The organism is Bacillus cereus group sp. BfR-BA-01381 (assembly GCF_022663555.1).
Lineage (GTDB): Bacteria > Bacillota > Bacilli > Bacillales > Bacillaceae_G > Bacillus_A > Bacillus_A pacificus.
The window spans coordinates 25,256-40,259 of record NZ_JAKUFR010000044.1 but is presented as its reverse complement, the minus strand read 5'-3'; the positions used below and the strand labels follow the sequence as shown (position 1 = coordinate 40,259).

Here is a 15,004-nt window from a genome sequence, read left to right as displayed (position 1 = left end):
ATTCTGAAATGATTTTACGTTTACTTACAGATTTAAAGATTGAACAGCAAGCTTTAAAAGAACAGCTGGAGAAAATGCAAACAGCTGTGAATACTCTTGAAGAAAAATCAGTGATTGTGGAAGAAAAACCAAAGACTATTGAAGAAAAACCAGCTGTTGCTGCTGCAAAGCAAAGAGCTCATTCTGGACACCCAACATCTTTTCGTGCTTGGAGAGCATCTGCTCAAAGGAATTCATAAAAATATAAGAAAAGAAGACATCAATTAAGATGTCTTCTTTTGCTTGTACAATCCAAATGCGATAAGAAGGTATATATCCATATTGCTTTAAAACTAAGAAGAAAATAACGATTGTCGACTCCTTTTTTAGTATAACATGTAATAGTAAATTTTTTTATGTATTTTTGCATATATATGGATTATATGATGTTTTATGATATATATTTTAGTTGTCTGTTATTTGTTTTAATTCATTTACTTATATTATTTTTTGAGTGCCCCAGTGATGGGGCCTTTTTTTATAATTGTGTTAAAGTGGAGACCCCTCAAGCATAAGGAGGGGTTCCATAACTAGGGAAATGGTTATTAGTGTTTAATAAGATGAAGCTCAGGATATTGCTTCTGAATTTCTTCTAAATGATTTTCGTTTATCCCTTTTAAAGTTTGATCGAAGAAGCTAGTTACTAGTTTATTAATGAGTGTATAATTTGTGGCTACATCTTCACCGGGTTCGTTAATAATAGGTGAAAATGCTGCTAAATCTGTAAAACTATTATGATTTGTTTTTGGAAGTACAACTGTGTACGCGCCAGGTTTTTCAATGGTTTTATTTCTTAAATAGGATATTTCAAACAATTCATCTTGGATTCCGTCTGTCTTTTGATTCTCCGCTTCTTTCATATACTGAATGGTAGCTTCAGCATTCATCAACATGAATGGTTTTTGAGGGCCGTCTTTAGGCATTGGATCGCCATACAATCCACCATCCATATCAATCGCAGCTTTAAAACGATTATCCTTTACTAACATTTGCGCGGCAGTTGCTCCTCCATAAGAGTGACCAAACATGCCAATTTTGTCATCGTCAATTAAATTTGCAATAGCTGTAAAGTTTTTATCAAAATTGCCTTTTATTACTTCGTTTAAAACAAAAGTAGTATCCTGTTCCCAATTTCGAACCATGTTATTTAAAGCGTTAGGTGTAAATTCAATTGGTACGGAATCTATACGTTTTCCATTAGGGAAAATTGTAGTTGCTGCGTATCCTGTGAAATTAAGAGCGATTACTACATAACCTTGACTAGCTAATTCTTCTAACTGGAATGTATTTTGTTGTCCGTATAATTCCATCCCATGGCCGAATAAAAGGAGTGGGAATTTTTCTTTAACTTGAAGTGGCTTAGCACCTTGATAAGAATGTGTTTTTGTCAGCCCTAAATGTGTCGTTACGATATACGGAGCACCTTTTGTTACACCCAATTGTTCAGCGAGGGCGTCTATGTTCTCAAAGTAGGCAGAAGGTTTCCCAGATCCTTTTTCAGCAGGATAGTACACTTGTATCATAAGTTCACGATTTCCATGACTACTACTCGGTACAATAGTTTCTTTTCGATTTGTATCAATTAAATGAAAAGCTTTCGTTCCTACTGTATATTTTCCTGTAGGCTCTGGGAGTGTTATGATCGGGAAAAGTAAAGGTAACGTGAACATTGCGATAGCAGTTACGATAATTCCTACCCCTTTTAAAATTTTCATCACTAACTTTTTAGAAACAGCTGTAGTTTTTGGTTTCAAAAAAACTTGTAATGTTAAAACGAACAATAAGAAATAAGCAGGTATCATACGCCAGTTTGCGCCAATTAATACGATGGTGGCTAATAAGAATATGTAATTTATTATTAAGATGAATACATTCTTTTTCGTCAACCCACGCTTGATAAAGATAAGTTGGATGCTAGACAAAAGTAATACAGCAACAAAAATGATTTCTAACATTTTCAGTTTTTAGCTCCTTTCCTAATCATATAAATGTAGATTGCTAAATTGATAATCTATAATCTTATCGGTTATATAACCGTCATTGATAATTGTATGCATGTAAGTAAGTTTAGAATGGTTTTACATGAAATCTTAAGAAAAAAGTACTCATATGAGTACTTTTTTTCTTAAACCGTGCCCCATAAATGATAAACCATACCGATAACAAAAAAAGCGAGTCCTACAAACAAAACAATTAAAGCGAGGATTCCATTTTTATTCTGTTCCATACAGTCAGCTCCTTTTTAGTTATATACAAAAAAGCCTTTAGTCGTAATTATGGCTAAAGGCTTTGGGTATCATACGTGTAGGTTTATAAAAATTTACTTGGTTATGTATCCCGCTATTTGCGGGCTAATAACCAGTGGAGGGTGGACAAAGCCCCGGCTGATTAAAGTTCCACTTTATGGGAGACTTATGACTTATATCCTGTAATAATGAGAAAAACAATATAAAGATTCTGATGGAAATAGGTTGTATATTTGAACGTAATCCAAAATGAAAGAAGAATTTACGGCGTTACTAAATGTATTAACTTGATAATGATGCTTGATTATTAGAATCGAAAAATTTTATTTTTATTATAATTAATAGAAATGAAAGTAGTATAAATATAAATCCGCTCCAAATAAGCTGGTGAATACCTAAGTTTGAAATAAACCAGCCTCCAATAGTTGTACCTAAAGTAATTCCGAGATTGGAGAATGAAACGAATAGGCTATTACCAAATTCAGGTGCTTCTTTTGCTTCGCTTATTAACCATGTTTGACCAACAATTAATCCGCCGGCATGTATGATTCCCCAAATGAATACCATAAAAATCATTGGAACAAGGTAGGAGCCTAAATAATAAACCAATATGTAAACAATAGAATATAAAATAGGGAACGATATTACTGTATTTACTATACTTTTTTGTAGGAGACCACCAAATAATTGATTGCCTAAAATCATAACTATACCAAATATAAATAGCATAATACTGATGAGCGATCCATTCATAGAAGTTACTTTTGCAAGGTACTCGGCGAAGTAGCTGTATACAGAAAACATGGCCGCAAAAAGGAATGTGACGGTTAAAATATTTAACCATAATCCCGGTTTTCCGAGTATGCGAATTTGTTTGCCAAAGGACATTTTTTCTTTAACAGGCATAGAAGGAAGTGAGATTAATATTCCAATGAATGCAAGAGCGTTAACAAGCGCTCCGAATAAGAAAGCAATTTCTAGTGAAAACTGGTCTGCAAGGTAAGAGGTTAATGGTACACCTAGAGCAAAACCAACTGTAATTCCCATAAAAACTTTTGTAACTGCTTGACCACTTTTTTCAGGGGGGACAAGTTTAGCAGCAGTTACAAGAGCGATTGAAAAGAAGAGTGGGTGAAGAGATGCTGGTAAAATACGGAAAATAAGCATGATTTCAAATTGTGTTGTATAAGCGTAGATTATATTTGAAATAACAAAAACAAAGATTGCTGTTAATAAAATTATTTTTCGATTAACACTAGAGACGAGCAAAATTAAAAACGGACCAGAAATAGCAACAACTAGCGCGAATATACTTACTAAAAATCCTGCTTGAGCAGTGGAAATACCAAATTTCTGAGTGATTTGTGGTAATACACCGACAATACCCATCTCGGTAGTAATAATTCCGAACACGCCTATTGCTAGTGTCAGAATAAGTAAAGGATTTACTTTTTTCATTTGTAAAACTCCCCATTCTTATCATTATTTTGAAAGTAAAATCGATTCATTAATAAAGAAATGAGCATTTATTGCGAGTGTGATTGGATGTCAATTTTATTAGATTTATGTAATGTTAAATACAATAACAGATATCTAAATAACTAGATATGATGTATTAAAAAAATTTCTCCTTTCTATGTTTCTTGCTTTTATAGGTAGTGCAATTTTATAAAAAAATAATTGGACACCTGTAAAAAAGCAGAAGGTGTGAAAGCTACTAATCAATTGGTAGTTTGATTAGTAGCTTTTACTTTATAATTCGTTTTGGACATATTCAGAAAACGCCCGTATTGTTTCTTCATTTCGACGATAGTATGTCCATTTTCCAATTCGATCAGAGTCTAGTAGCCCTGCCTTTTTCATAGTTAATAAATAACTAGAAATAACCGATTGGGCTAACCCAGTCTTAAGCTGGATATCTCCTACACACACTCCAATCTGAAAATTAATTCCTTGTTCTAAATAAGGTTTTTCGTCGAAATGGTTTTCTGGATTTTTTAACCATGATAAAATTTGACATCTTGTTTCATTTGACAATGCTTTATAAATTAATGAAGGTTCCATAAGGATATTATATCTACTTTTATAGATTTGTAAATAGGTTTTGATGATTTTAAGGGAAGGAGGTATATGTAGATTCTTTTAAATGTGAATGAGATGCTATTAATAATAGGGCTTTTTTCTGGATGTGACTTTATAAAAAAGTTGTACTTCTGTATGAATTTGGAATATGATTATTTAAAGAGTAGGTGATGAGTACATGCAGGAAACAAAACAATTCCCGCTTATATCTGGAAATCTCTCATTAGATTTAGTAAATACAGAGCTAGTTAGGCGTGGACAACGTTATGATTTATTAATAACAGATGAAGATGTATTAGAATGGCTACATGTAATAAAGGTTAATCTGCCTTTTTGGAATGAAAAAACACTTATAGGAATTCAAGAACGAATGGATCAAGTTACATCTAGCATATTAGAGGCAAGAGAAGTACTGAGAAAACAGTTTGAGACAATTGCTGATCAGCACGAAATTTCTAATGATTTTATTACGTATTTAGAAAAACAAATTGAGAAGGCACCATTTACATATAAGGTCATTGAACAACGTCTAGTACCTGTCCCAGTTGGAGAAATTGAGGATGTACTTGTATCGATAATTGCATTGGATGCTTTAACCTTAATAACAGAAAATAAGCTTATTTCTCTTAAAAGGTGTTCAAATCCCGACTGTGTTTTATTATTTATAGATAAAAGTGGAAAACGAAAATGGTGTTCTATGAAAATATGTGGGAACCGGAAAAAGGTAGCAAAATTCCAGGATCGAAAATGTGAAGAAGTTTAGGTGATCAACTGATAGCAGTTGATCTTTTTTTATGCATTTTTAAACTAACCCCTAAAATTAATATTGACCGGTTAGTTTATTCGGAATATAATTGTTGGTAAATAAAGGAGGAGAACGATGGGGAATACAACAACAGTTAAACAGAAAGAGACCGAGACGATAAGCGTAAGATATTTCGCAAAAATGAAAGGGAAAGGAAGAAGTCCATTACAAGTAAACATAAAGGACTCTTTGACGGGGCTATTAGGGGGATTTTTAACAATACTCACCTTAACATATTTAACGAGTATAACTTCTACAGAATTGTTAATGGCTCCATTTGGGGCGAGTTGTGTATTAGCGTTTGGAGTTTGGAATGCACCGTTATCTCAGCCGCGTAATATTATTGGAGGACATTTGATTTCAACTTTCATTGGTCTATCAATATATCATTTGTTTGGGAATGAATATTGGACAATTGCTTTAGCAGTTGGGATGTCGATTGCTATTATGATGTTAACAAGAACAACACATCCTCCGGCAGGGGCCGATCCAATTATCGTTATTTTAGGTGCATACAGTTGGAGTTATTTAGTAACACCAGTTTTAGTTGGTTCTCTTGTTATTGTAGTTATTGCTTTATTTATTAATAATATGAGTAGTAAAAGGAGTTATCCAACTTTTTGGATATAGTTTGTAAAGCGGAAAACAATGTAAGCAAGTATTTTATTTTTACTATGTTTCATTTTTTGTATAGAAAAAGCCTTTAGTCGTAGTTATGACTAAAGGCTTGAGTTCTCGTATGTTTTAGTTTACAAAGAAAAGACACCCATATAAGAGTGTCTTTTCCGATAGTTTGTTTAGCAGAAGCAAGCAGCTCCAACGATGATTAATAAAATAAACAATACAACTAATAATGCAAATCCTCCAGCAAAACCGCAGCCTCCGCCGCAACTACCACCAAATCCCATAATAGTTCCTCCTTTAATAAGAGGGGAAAACAAAGGGTCACTCGTGTTTTTTAACGGATTCCATTTACTTTATGTTTGACGCCTGAATGTGAGCAGGTCCTTTTGAAAATAAAAAAAAGACACCCTGAGGTGCCTTCTGTCCCATTTATTTCATTAATATTCGTTAGCGTAAAATTCTTTTATTAGCTTTATTTCATTTGTATCTGGGTTAAACTTAAATATTTTAATTTGATTAGATTCGTCTTTATAGGCAAATGTATTATCGCCAATTTGGGTCATATTGCTAGTGTTTAAGATAGGGTCACTATCATGATCAGTGATTTCCACAGGTTTCTCACGATCCCAAAATGCAATGACAATGATCAAGATAATAAGGCATATACGTATGTTACGTAGTTCTCTTGCTAGAGGATGCTCCATATGATAGTCTCCTTTTTCATTTGCTAGATTTTGTGTATAAAAGAGATATTTTCTATGAGAATATAAATAAAAAAGACACTGTAAAAAGTGTCTTTTTTATTTGATTTATGCGCATTGCTTAATAAGACGCTAGTTCCTCAAGTTAAATATGAGTAACTATGTAGGGTGATTTCATTATAACATTTTAACCAGTAATGGGTCTATATGGAATTTTGTTGATAAGTGTGTTTGATTATTCAGAATGGTACATGTAGTGAAAAATATTTATTACTTATAGTAATTGTAAAATATAACGATGTATATAACTAGTCTTGTAATGAATTTTTATTATATTTAAGATTGAAATAGAAATGAAAAAAGCACAAAGAAGGAGCTGTAGCATATGGGCGCTTGGGGAACTGGATTATTTGATGATGACACGACTTGTGATGTGAAAGATCAATTTATTGAGTATATAGAAGAGGGTAATAGTGCGGAAGAAGCAACTAAGTTCATTTTAGAAGAGTATGTAGATGAGTTTGATATAGAGGAAGAGTTAGAAGAAATATCTTTAGTATACATTGGTCTTGCGGCAATACAATTGGAGAAAGGCTGTCTTCAAGAAGAAGTTCGTAACAAGGCAATTGCATTAATTGAACGTGGGGCTGACCTTGAGCTTTGGGAAGAAGCCGATACGGAAGATTATGAAGAGAGAAAGAGAGTTTTAGATGAATTTAAGCAACAGTTGATTAACGGTTAGTAGTTTATAACATAAAACTTATATATTGTCTAATATATAAGTTGAGGTGAGAGAAACACTTTTGCTTGTATAAAGATGTAATTGAGAAGAATAGTGAAAGTTTAGAGCTTTACGTATGAGAAGGAGACATCTTAATTGATGTCTTCTTTTTTCATTGCGAATAAAATACAGAGCGCTATTCACTTTACACAAACATAACGGTATAATATAGTTAAGTTAAGTGAACTTAACTATTTGGATAAAACCGAAATAACAGCATGGAGGAAGAGTGCTATGACTAGAACGTATAAAGAAATAATTAATGAAATGAACCGAGCCTACACTGAATTTTACATTTTACTATTTCAAGATTTAAAGGACGAGTATGGTCTTACTGGACAGCAAGAGAGTATGCTATTTCATATTAATTTAAATGAAAACACGACAGCGAATCACATCGCGACTACTTTTAATATATCGAAAAGCGCTGTGAGCCAAGTTTTATCGAAATTGGAAAAGCAGAAGATGATTTCAAAACAAGTAAATCCTAATAATAAAAGGGAGTATTTCCTTACACTTGGTCCGAACGGTAGTAAGTATATGGAGCAGTTGTCTAAGTTAGATGATGTATTAATTGAGAAGTATTTTTCTAAAATCGATATAAATGCTTTAGAACAAATGACGGATACGTTAAAGAAAATAAATAAGGTGATATTGGAAGAAAAACAGAAGGATCTTGATTGTAATGAGTAAGAACTTGAATGAGGTAATGAGTAGAAAGGAGGAGAAGCGTGTGATGAGTTACATACCAAATATGATGACGATAGCGAATTTTATTTGTGGGATATTGGCCATTTATTCTGTTTTCTTTCAAGATATGTATGGTGCAGTCATGTTCATTATTACAGGTATGGTATTTGATTTGTTTGATGGTATGGTGGCTCGGAAACTGGATGCTGTTTCGGAAATTGGCGGAGAGTTAGACTCATTTGCGGATTTAGTTACCTTTGGCGTGGCACCGTCTATTCTCGCCTATAGTGTCGCGTTAAAAGATTTGCAGTCTATTGGGATGATATGTGCGCTTGCTTACAGTATTTGCGGAATGCTTCGGCTTGCGAGATTTAACACGCAGCAAAGCAAACTTCCGACATTTATCGGCATGCCCATTCCATTTGCGGCAATGTGTCTCCTCGTTTTATGTCTCTTAAATAAACCAGTTTCCGTAGCATTTGGCACATGCGTACTTGCTTATTTAATGGTGAGCAAAATCAAATTCCCTCATTTTAAAAAAGATATATCGGAAAGCTTGAAGTCCGAAAGATGGGAGTAATAGGAAAGGTAAGGAGCATAACATGATTCGTATGGCATTAAGATCATTCAACATACAAATATATTGTTTGTTAGGCGTGATGTTACTGGGATGGCTGATGACACCTTTTCGAGCACAGTTTGTAGGGATAAGCATTGGCCTTATAGTTAGTATGTACTGCGCCTGGATTTTAGGAAGGCGTATCGAAAAGTTTGGAAATAGCATCGTAAAAAAAGAAAAAGCACCGATGCTTGGCATGATGAATCGATTTGCAGCCGCCATACTCGGTGCGATTATTATGTATGAAATTGAACACCGTGAGTACATGTGGACATTTGCAGCTGGAATTATGGGTGGGTATTTCTTGGTTATTGTTAATTTGGGGTATTATAGTATGAGGGATGAGAAGGAATAGATTAGTACACTTTAATTAGAAATTAATATCCGCCTCAAGCATGGAAAGATATATTTGAGGCGGATTATTAACACTTACAATAAAATCAATAAAATTCTCCCAAAATAAAACAATGAAAGTAAGTACTCCATTTTGAGTCTGCTCTATAAAACTAGTTCTTCTTATTTTTTATTTTTTTAAACATAAATTTGTAAATTAACCATGTAATAATTATTACCACAGGAGTAATTAATGCACCGTTAAACATTTTTTGATATATGTATAGCATATTTAAAATTAATAAAGAAACTATTGTAATAATCATATTATATTTTGAAAAGGTTTCTACAAATTTAGAATGTGCAAATAACTTTTTGTATATAAAGTAAAAGATTACAAAAAGGATTGTTGTTACTAAACTAAAAACACTAATTTGAAGATAAAATATAACTATTAAATTTGTTACTGCTATTATCATTAACCAAAAAATTAGATAAAACTTCTACACTTACTAATAGAGCTCCTAGCGTTGCAATAAAAGCAGCAATTTTATTTGAGGAATCATCTTTGTTATTAGAAGAATTTTGTCTATTCATGAATAAAAATCAGCTCCAAGTTTCTTTATCCCCTTTAAAATAGATAATCAGAATTTTATTTTGTGTGGAAATGTATTATGTGATTGCTAGGCTCTTTTACCTAGGTACAAGGTGAAAATTTAAGAAAAATTTTATATTTACCCCACTTTTTATTTTAAAAGTTTTTCCTATCCTATTTATTTAAATCACCCTATTATGATAGGAGTGGGAACGAATTGGAATCAGCATACGGGATTCGAAGAAATTATTAAAGGATTTATGGGTACACATAACAAATTTCCTATGTATATGTTATTTGAAACTTATTTATGTAGAGACTTTATTGAAGGATTTTTAGAAGAGAATAAACTTCATTTTGAGCTAGTTTTTACTAATAAGAAAAAGGATACGAACTTTTTTAAAGTGTGCATTACCAATAGTGATGATATAACCACACTTATGAAGTATTTCTTCCAATCAGCACAAGATTCTCTCTATACGTTATTAAGCTATTCGGTAGACTGTAAGATTATCAGTAATCGTATTGGTGAGATTGAAATAAAGGCTGACAATTTCTATCCAAGCTTTTCATTTATGTATGATGCGCAAGAATTATTTATTATTGGTGGAGAAGAAAAATGGTCAGATATCCATTATATAAAAAGATTTTTCCATCTTGAGCAGATTACAGATGAGCTAATTATTGATTTAAGAAAATGAGAGACGAGAGAGAATAAATGAAAAAACCCTCAAGTATAGAACGACATACTTGAGGGTTTTTATGTATGAAGAAGGGCCTTGTATCATATATTTTATTCGTCGCTGCATGTAAGTCATTCGGTTTATAAAAACAATGTGTTGAATAAATCAGTAAAGAAGGCTTTTCTATTTTTCCCTAGAATGAACAGTAATGTATAATCTAATTCCTTCATGTAATAAGGAGGCAGTAAAATTTGAACAGGAAAATTTGGTTTGTATTTACTTGTTTTGCTCTTTTAGTATCTAGTTATATTGTTGTCCAATATTTTATTATGGATGGATTTCAAACAGGGCTTGTAAAAGCGAAGCTTATGTTTGGATCTAAATTAAGTGAGTTTTGGTATATGATGTTATTTATACATATTACAACTAGTATAGTAGCATTAGTAATTGGTCCGTTTACATTATCCACTAAATTTAGAGAAAGGAATATCAACCGTCATCGAATAGTTGGGAGAATCTATATGGTTGGTATATTATTAGGAGGTGTTTCTGGACTATACCTATCCTTTTATGCTACGGGAGGATTGGTAGCGAAGCTAGGTTTCGGTTTGTTATCCGTATTTTGGTTAACATCAGCATATCAAGCATTACATAGAGTTAAAAATAAAAAAATTAAAGAGCATCGGAATTGGATGATTAGAAATTATGCTTTAACCTTTGCGGCAGTTACATTAAGAATTTGGCTACCTTTGTTTATCGTTCTATTTGGGATAGAACATTTTGAACTTAGTTACGCTATTATTGCTTGGTTAGCATGGGTACCCAATTTAATTGTCGCAGAATTATTCATAAGAAAAAGGCTTAATAAAGGAAAATACGAAGGAAATGAGGATTTACATTTTTAATGTGAATTTGCTGTAATATTGAGGGCAGAATTCTTCAGTAATTGAATTTTTTTTTAGCTGAATTACGTACAAAAATAGGATGGCCAATTGAAGCCATCCTATTTTTATTTATATTACCAACTAGCAGTTTCCGTATTTTCTTTCAACCACTTCACCCAATCCAAATCTTCTACTTTAAGCAAACTAAGCGAAACACCTTTCATATCTAAAGAAGTTAGTAGTGTACCAACTTTTACGAATGTAATCTGTAATCCTTCCAGCTCACATAAACGGCGAATGTCATTTGCGAAAATGTATTGTTCCATTAATGGGGTTGCACCTAATCCATTAATGAGAATAGCGAAGTTGTCACCTTTTCTCCAGCGGTAAATGCTTTTTAGTTTGTTCATTAGTTCGATTGCTAATATTTCAGAAGAGGATAGCGCTTCTTTACGGTAACCTTTTTCGCCGTGGATACCGACGCCATAAAAGACTTCATCGTCGTTTAACGTGAAAGAAGCTTTTCCTTTCACTGGATCATTGGCAGGTGAAAGAGCGACTCCTAATGTGTGTAAGTTTTCAGTGATAGAACGGCCCATTGCTGTTAGTTCTTCTAAAGAATGTCCTTCAAGGGCAGCCGCACCAAGTATTTTTTGAACGAAAACAGTGCCAGCGACGCCGCGTCTTCTTTTATTAAAAGAAGCATCATCTTCAATTGAAACGTCGTCATTTACGATGATATGGTCAATTTTTCTTCCTTCTTCTTTGGCAATTTTTTCAGCCTCTAAAAAGTTAGCTACATCATCTTTAAAGTTTTTGATGATGAATAAAATACTCTTATCTTTTGGCATGAGGCGAGTTGCGGCAATAATTTGTTCCACTGTAGGCGGAGTGAAAATACTGCCGTTTACTGCCGCTGTAAGCATACCTTTCCCTACATAACCAATATCAGCAGGTTCATGTCCGCTACCACCGCCGCTTATAATAGCGACGTCTTGCTTCATTTTTTCGATATCTTTTACATAAATGATGTTATTTGTTTCGTCATAATTTACTTTGTCGTTATGTTCAAAATAAAAGCCATGCAGCATATCTTGAACGATATTTTGTACATCATTCATAATCTTTTTCATTGCTTTTGCCACCCTTTAATTACTTTGCTGATTGCTCCAGTAATAGTAGTAATTGATTGTTTATCATATTTTTCATGAGAGAAGACATAATGGAAGGATCTACTTCGCACTTGCTTTCAATCCAATCTTTTATCGTTCCAACGAAGCCGTGACTATAAAAGGAGGCAATCGTATTTTTTGTCTCATCAGAAAGGCTGAATCCACAGCTTACAGATAGTTCATCAATAATCTTCATATATAAGTTTTTCGTATGCTCAAATAAATAGTGATTAAACGAGTTTTGTTCAATGACTTTAAAAGCATTTCGGTAAAATTTTTGATTTTCATAAAAGTAATCAAATAATAAATCGAAAATGTTTTCCCACGTTTCATAGTCGAGAAAGTCGATAATGTTCTCTTTCGTTTCTTCTCTATAAATCCAGCTTAATAGTTCAAATTTATCTTTAAAATGATAATAAAAAGTTTGCCTACGCATTTGACAGTGTAACATAATATCGCTCACTGATATTTTATGAAAAGACTCTGTTTCCATTAAATGTTTCAATGAGTTCGCGATTATCTTTTTAGAAATTATAGAAGAGGTCATCTGAATCATCCCTAGAATGTTAGTAATATGAAAATCCTACCCATAAATGAGAGCGGTGTCTTTAGACAGATTGTCCATTTTGTCCGTTTACTATAAAACGCTTTCATTTTAACATGGATAGTAAGAAGAAGATTTCAAATATATCACAATATATTAAAGGAATTGAGGGAGAAGCACAATGAAAAAGATTATAAACAAACCAGAAACATTAGTAATGGAAATGTGTAACGGAATGGTTATGGCTCATCCAGAGCTTGAACTTTTGAAAAAATATAAAGTCATTAAGAAGAAAGAAATGAACGAAAATAAAGTAACGTTAATTAGTGGCGGCGGTAGTGGTCATGAGCCGGCACATGCAGGGTTAGTCGGAAAAGGAATGTTAGATGCGGCAGTGTGCGGAGATGTGTTTGCTTCGCCTTCACAAATTCAGGTATATCAAGCAATTAAAGAAACAGCTAGTAAAAAAGGTACGTTATTAATTATTAAAAATTACAGCGGCGATATTATGAATTTCAAAAACGGTGCGCATTTAGCAACTGAAGATGGAATTGAAGTCGACTACGTAAAAGTGGACGATGATATCGCGGTAGAAGATAGCCTGTACACAGTAGGACGCCGCGGTGTTGCGGGCGTTATTTTAGTCCATAAAATTGCCGGTGCAGCAGCGGAAGCAGGTATGGATTTAGGAGCGGTGAAAGCTGTCGCAGAAAAAGCAGCTGCTAACGTGCGCACAATCGGTTTAGCGTTAACGTCTTGTACAGTTCCAGCGAGCGGATCACCAACTTTCACACTTGCGGAAGATGAGATGGAATACGGCGTAGGTATTCACGGCGAACCAGGAATTAAACGTGAAAAAATGTTGTCAGCTGATGAATTAGCGAACCGTATGACAAATGATTTAATGAAAGATTTAGGAGTAAAAGCCGGCGAGGAAATCGCACTTTTAGTTAACGGTTTTGGCGGAACACCACTGCAAGAACTTTACCTATTTAACAACGCAGTGACGAGAGAATTAGCTGCTAGAAATATTAAAATTAATAGAGTATTCGTCGGCAACTATATGACGAGTATCGATATGGCAGGTATGTCTTTAACGGTAATGAAATTAGATGATGAGCTAAAAACATTACTATCAAAAGAGTGTAATACACCAGCGTTTAAAGTAGACGGTCCAGTTGAAAGTGTAGAGTACGTGAATGTGCTTGAAGAGACAGAAGAGAAGGAAGTTTCCTTTGAACTAGAAACGGCAGAAGAGCACGCTGTTATTAAAGATAATGTCATTACATTAAACAACATGATTTATCTCGTTGATAAAATGAGCGATATTATTATTAAAAATGAAGTACCGTTCTGTGAGCTAGACACGCATGCTGGTGACGGAGACTTCGGAATGAGTGTGGCAAAAGGATTTAAGCAATTAAAACGTGAGTGGCATTCGATTGTAGAACAAGAAAACGTAACGATTGGATCATTCCTTGACGGTTGTTCGATGATTATTATGGAACATTGCGGCGGCGCGTCTGGCCCAATTTGGGGCGGTGCATTCCGCGCAGCTAGTAAAGCAGCAGGCGAAAAACGTGAGCTAACAGTGAAAGAATTCGCTGAAATGTTGCAAGCAGCACTGCAAGGCATACAATCTATCGGTGAAAGATCATTCGGAAGAGGAGCAGTAGTTGGTGACAAAACACTTGTTGATGCACTTGCTCCATGTGTAGACTCTTGGTTAGCTAGCGCTTCAAGCGAAGAAGACATGAAAACTGCCTTTGAAAAAGGTGCAGAAGCAGCGGTCAAAGGAGCAGAGTATACGAAAGAAATCGTAGCTCGCATGGGCCGCGCTGGTACAGTTGGTGAAAGAAGTTTAGGATATCCAGATGCAGGTGCACATGCACTTGGGGTTATCTTTACGGAGATTGCGGGTAGTTTGAAATAGGAATAATGTTAGTTTGAAAGAATCCCTTTCATGGTAAGTTGTTTACTGTGGAGGGGATTTTTGTAGTTGATATATATAATTTCATTAGATGTTATCTCCACAAAGATATGTATTTTATAAATACTGAGATAAGAATTTTAAAAGAAGTAATAGGAGGCCGTATTTTTTACGATACTTGTTAATCTTTTTCATCATTGGCTTAGTAATACCGAGGGTTATTATAAATATATTAATTACATAATTTGTCCCTATCAAAATGAACGTCTTTTGCAT

The 15,004-nt window shown here is 33.9% G+C and carries 16 protein-coding genes and 2 pseudogenes; 10 read left to right on the top strand and 8 right to left on the bottom strand.

Annotated features, from left to right (window positions below; translation table 11 throughout):
• Positions 1 to 239: hypothetical protein (locus tag MR079_RS16360; protein WP_242294302.1), on the top strand; the 239-nt coding region annotated here is incomplete at its 5' end.
• A 345-nt stretch (positions 240 to 584) separates the two neighbouring features.
• On the opposite strand, the gene MR079_RS16355 is transcribed toward MR079_RS16360, so the two are convergent.
• From MR079_RS16355 to MR079_RS16345, 3 genes are all read right to left on the bottom strand, one after another.
• Complete coding sequence (locus MR079_RS16355) at positions 585 to 1,994, bottom strand: alpha/beta hydrolase family protein (RefSeq protein WP_242294301.1); 1,410 nt, start codon at positions 1,992 to 1,994, stop codon at positions 585 to 587.
• 573 nt (positions 1,995 to 2,567) lie between these two features.
• A complete protein-coding gene (locus MR079_RS16350; RefSeq protein WP_139868916.1) occupies positions 2,568 to 3,743 on the bottom strand; it encodes an MFS transporter in 1,176 nt (391 codons plus the stop codon).
• Positions 3,744 to 4,037: 294 nt separating this feature from the next.
• Positions 4,038 to 4,349, bottom strand: coding sequence for an ArsR/SmtB family transcription factor (locus MR079_RS16345; protein ID WP_060629779.1), 312 nt, complete (start codon positions 4,347 to 4,349; stop codon positions 4,038 to 4,040).
• 196 nt (positions 4,350 to 4,545) lie between these two features.
• Between MR079_RS16345 and MR079_RS16340 the strand changes: the two genes are divergently transcribed.
• Positions 4,546 to 5,130, top strand: a complete 585-nt coding sequence (locus MR079_RS16340; RefSeq protein ID WP_242294300.1) for a CGNR zinc finger domain-containing protein — start codon at positions 4,546 to 4,548, stop codon at positions 5,128 to 5,130.
• Positions 5,131 to 5,247: 117 nt separating this feature from the next.
• Positions 5,248 to 5,802 carry an HPP family protein gene (locus MR079_RS16335; protein ID WP_242294299.1) on the top strand — a complete coding sequence of 185 codons (555 nt, stop codon included), beginning with the start codon at positions 5,248 to 5,250 and terminating at the stop codon, positions 5,800 to 5,802.
• A 167-nt stretch (positions 5,803 to 5,969) separates the two neighbouring features.
• On the opposite strand, the gene MR079_RS16330 is transcribed toward MR079_RS16335, so the two are convergent.
• A complete protein-coding gene (locus tag MR079_RS16330; RefSeq protein ID WP_000505679.1) occupies positions 5,970 to 6,080 on the bottom strand; it encodes a YjcZ family sporulation protein in 111 nt (36 codons plus the stop codon).
• A 153-nt stretch (positions 6,081 to 6,233) separates the two neighbouring features.
• Positions 6,234 to 6,500, bottom strand: coding sequence for a YmzC family protein (locus MR079_RS16325; protein WP_242294298.1), 267 nt, complete (start codon positions 6,498 to 6,500; stop codon positions 6,234 to 6,236).
• A gap of 382 nt (positions 6,501 to 6,882) precedes the next feature.
• Here MR079_RS16325 and MR079_RS16320 point away from each other — a divergent pair, with 382 nt between their 5' ends.
• From MR079_RS16320 to MR079_RS16305, 4 genes are all read left to right on the top strand, one after another.
• A complete protein-coding gene (locus MR079_RS16320; protein WP_000501489.1) occupies positions 6,883 to 7,239 on the top strand; it encodes a hypothetical protein in 357 nt (118 codons plus the stop codon).
• 273 nt (positions 7,240 to 7,512) lie between these two features.
• Positions 7,513 to 7,971, top strand: coding sequence for a MarR family winged helix-turn-helix transcriptional regulator (locus MR079_RS16315; protein ID WP_000198938.1), 459 nt, complete (start codon positions 7,513 to 7,515; stop codon positions 7,969 to 7,971).
• A complete protein-coding gene (pssA, locus tag MR079_RS16310; protein WP_139868909.1) occupies positions 7,964 to 8,548 on the top strand; it encodes a CDP-diacylglycerol--serine O-phosphatidyltransferase in 585 nt (194 codons plus the stop codon). The genes MR079_RS16315 and pssA overlap by 8 nt, the downstream gene beginning before the upstream one ends.
• Positions 8,549 to 8,570: 22 nt before the next feature.
• Complete coding sequence (locus MR079_RS16305) at positions 8,571 to 8,942, top strand: ATP synthase subunit I (RefSeq protein ID WP_074615227.1); 372 nt, start codon at positions 8,571 to 8,573, stop codon at positions 8,940 to 8,942.
• Between the two features lie 151 nt (positions 8,943 to 9,093).
• Here the strand turns inward: MR079_RS16305 and MR079_RS29360 are convergent.
• Positions 9,094 to 9,517, bottom strand: a pseudogene (locus MR079_RS29360) (hypothetical protein).
• A gap of 168 nt (positions 9,518 to 9,685) precedes the next feature.
• Between MR079_RS29360 and MR079_RS16300 the strand changes: the two are divergent.
• Positions 9,686 to 10,216 (top strand): annotated as a pseudogene (locus MR079_RS16300) (hypothetical protein); the annotation flags it as partial.
• Between the two features lie 233 nt (positions 10,217 to 10,449).
• Positions 10,450 to 11,103 (top strand): DUF2306 domain-containing protein, encoded by a 654-nt coding sequence (locus MR079_RS16295; RefSeq protein WP_139868908.1) that lies wholly within the window; start codon positions 10,450 to 10,452, stop codon positions 11,101 to 11,103.
• A gap of 113 nt (positions 11,104 to 11,216) precedes the next feature.
• Here the strand turns inward: MR079_RS16295 and dhaQ are convergent, their stop codons facing one another.
• Positions 11,217 to 12,215, bottom strand: coding sequence for a DhaKLM operon coactivator DhaQ (gene dhaQ / locus MR079_RS16290; RefSeq protein WP_242294297.1), 999 nt, complete (start codon positions 12,213 to 12,215; stop codon positions 11,217 to 11,219).
• A gap of 19 nt (positions 12,216 to 12,234) precedes the next feature.
• Positions 12,235 to 12,801 carry a dihydroxyacetone kinase transcriptional activator DhaS gene (gene dhaS, locus MR079_RS16285; RefSeq protein ID WP_000204205.1) on the bottom strand — a complete coding sequence of 189 codons (567 nt, stop codon included), beginning with the start codon at positions 12,799 to 12,801 and terminating at the stop codon, positions 12,235 to 12,237.
• Positions 12,802 to 12,979: 178 nt separating this feature from the next.
• Here dhaS and dhaK point away from each other — a divergent pair, with 178 nt between their 5' ends.
• On the top strand, positions 12,980 to 14,731 hold the full coding sequence (gene dhaK, locus MR079_RS16280) for a dihydroxyacetone kinase subunit DhaK (protein ID WP_139868906.1): 1,752 nt from the start codon (positions 12,980 to 12,982) through the stop codon (positions 14,729 to 14,731).
• The last annotated feature ends 273 nt before the right edge of the window (positions 14,732 to 15,004 follow it).

Coding starts and splice junctions, on each gene's coding strand:
- MR079_RS16355 (WP_242294301.1), bottom strand. CDS start 1,994: ATGTTAGAAATCATTTTTGTTGCTGTATTACTTTTGTCTAGCATCCAA.
- MR079_RS16350 (WP_139868916.1), bottom strand. CDS start 3,743: ATGAAAAAAGTAAATCCTTTACTTATTCTGACACTAGCAATAGGCGTG.
- MR079_RS16345 (WP_060629779.1), bottom strand. CDS start 4,349: ATGGAACCTTCATTAATTTATAAAGCATTGTCAAATGAAACAAGATGT.
- MR079_RS16340 (WP_242294300.1), top strand. CDS start 4,546: ATGCAGGAAACAAAACAATTCCCGCTTATATCTGGAAATCTCTCATTA.
- MR079_RS16335 (WP_242294299.1), top strand. CDS start 5,248: ATGGGGAATACAACAACAGTTAAACAGAAAGAGACCGAGACGATAAGC.
- MR079_RS16330 (WP_000505679.1), bottom strand. CDS start 6,080: ATGGGATTTGGTGGTAGTTGCGGCGGAGGCTGCGGTTTTGCTGGAGGA.
- MR079_RS16325 (WP_242294298.1), bottom strand. CDS start 6,500: ATGGAGCATCCTCTAGCAAGAGAACTACGTAACATACGTATATGCCTT.
- MR079_RS16320 (WP_000501489.1), top strand. CDS start 6,883: ATGGGCGCTTGGGGAACTGGATTATTTGATGATGACACGACTTGTGAT.
- MR079_RS16315 (WP_000198938.1), top strand. CDS start 7,513: ATGACTAGAACGTATAAAGAAATAATTAATGAAATGAACCGAGCCTAC.
- pssA (WP_139868909.1), top strand. CDS start 7,964: ATGAGTAAGAACTTGAATGAGGTAATGAGTAGAAAGGAGGAGAAGCGT.
- MR079_RS16305 (WP_074615227.1), top strand. CDS start 8,571: ATGATTCGTATGGCATTAAGATCATTCAACATACAAATATATTGTTTG.
- dhaQ (WP_242294297.1), bottom strand. CDS start 12,215: ATGAAAAAGATTATGAATGATGTACAAAATATCGTTCAAGATATGCTG.
- dhaS (WP_000204205.1), bottom strand. CDS start 12,801: ATGACCTCTTCTATAATTTCTAAAAAGATAATCGCGAACTCATTGAAA.
- dhaK (WP_139868906.1), top strand. CDS start 12,980: ATGAAAAAGATTATAAACAAACCAGAAACATTAGTAATGGAAATGTGT.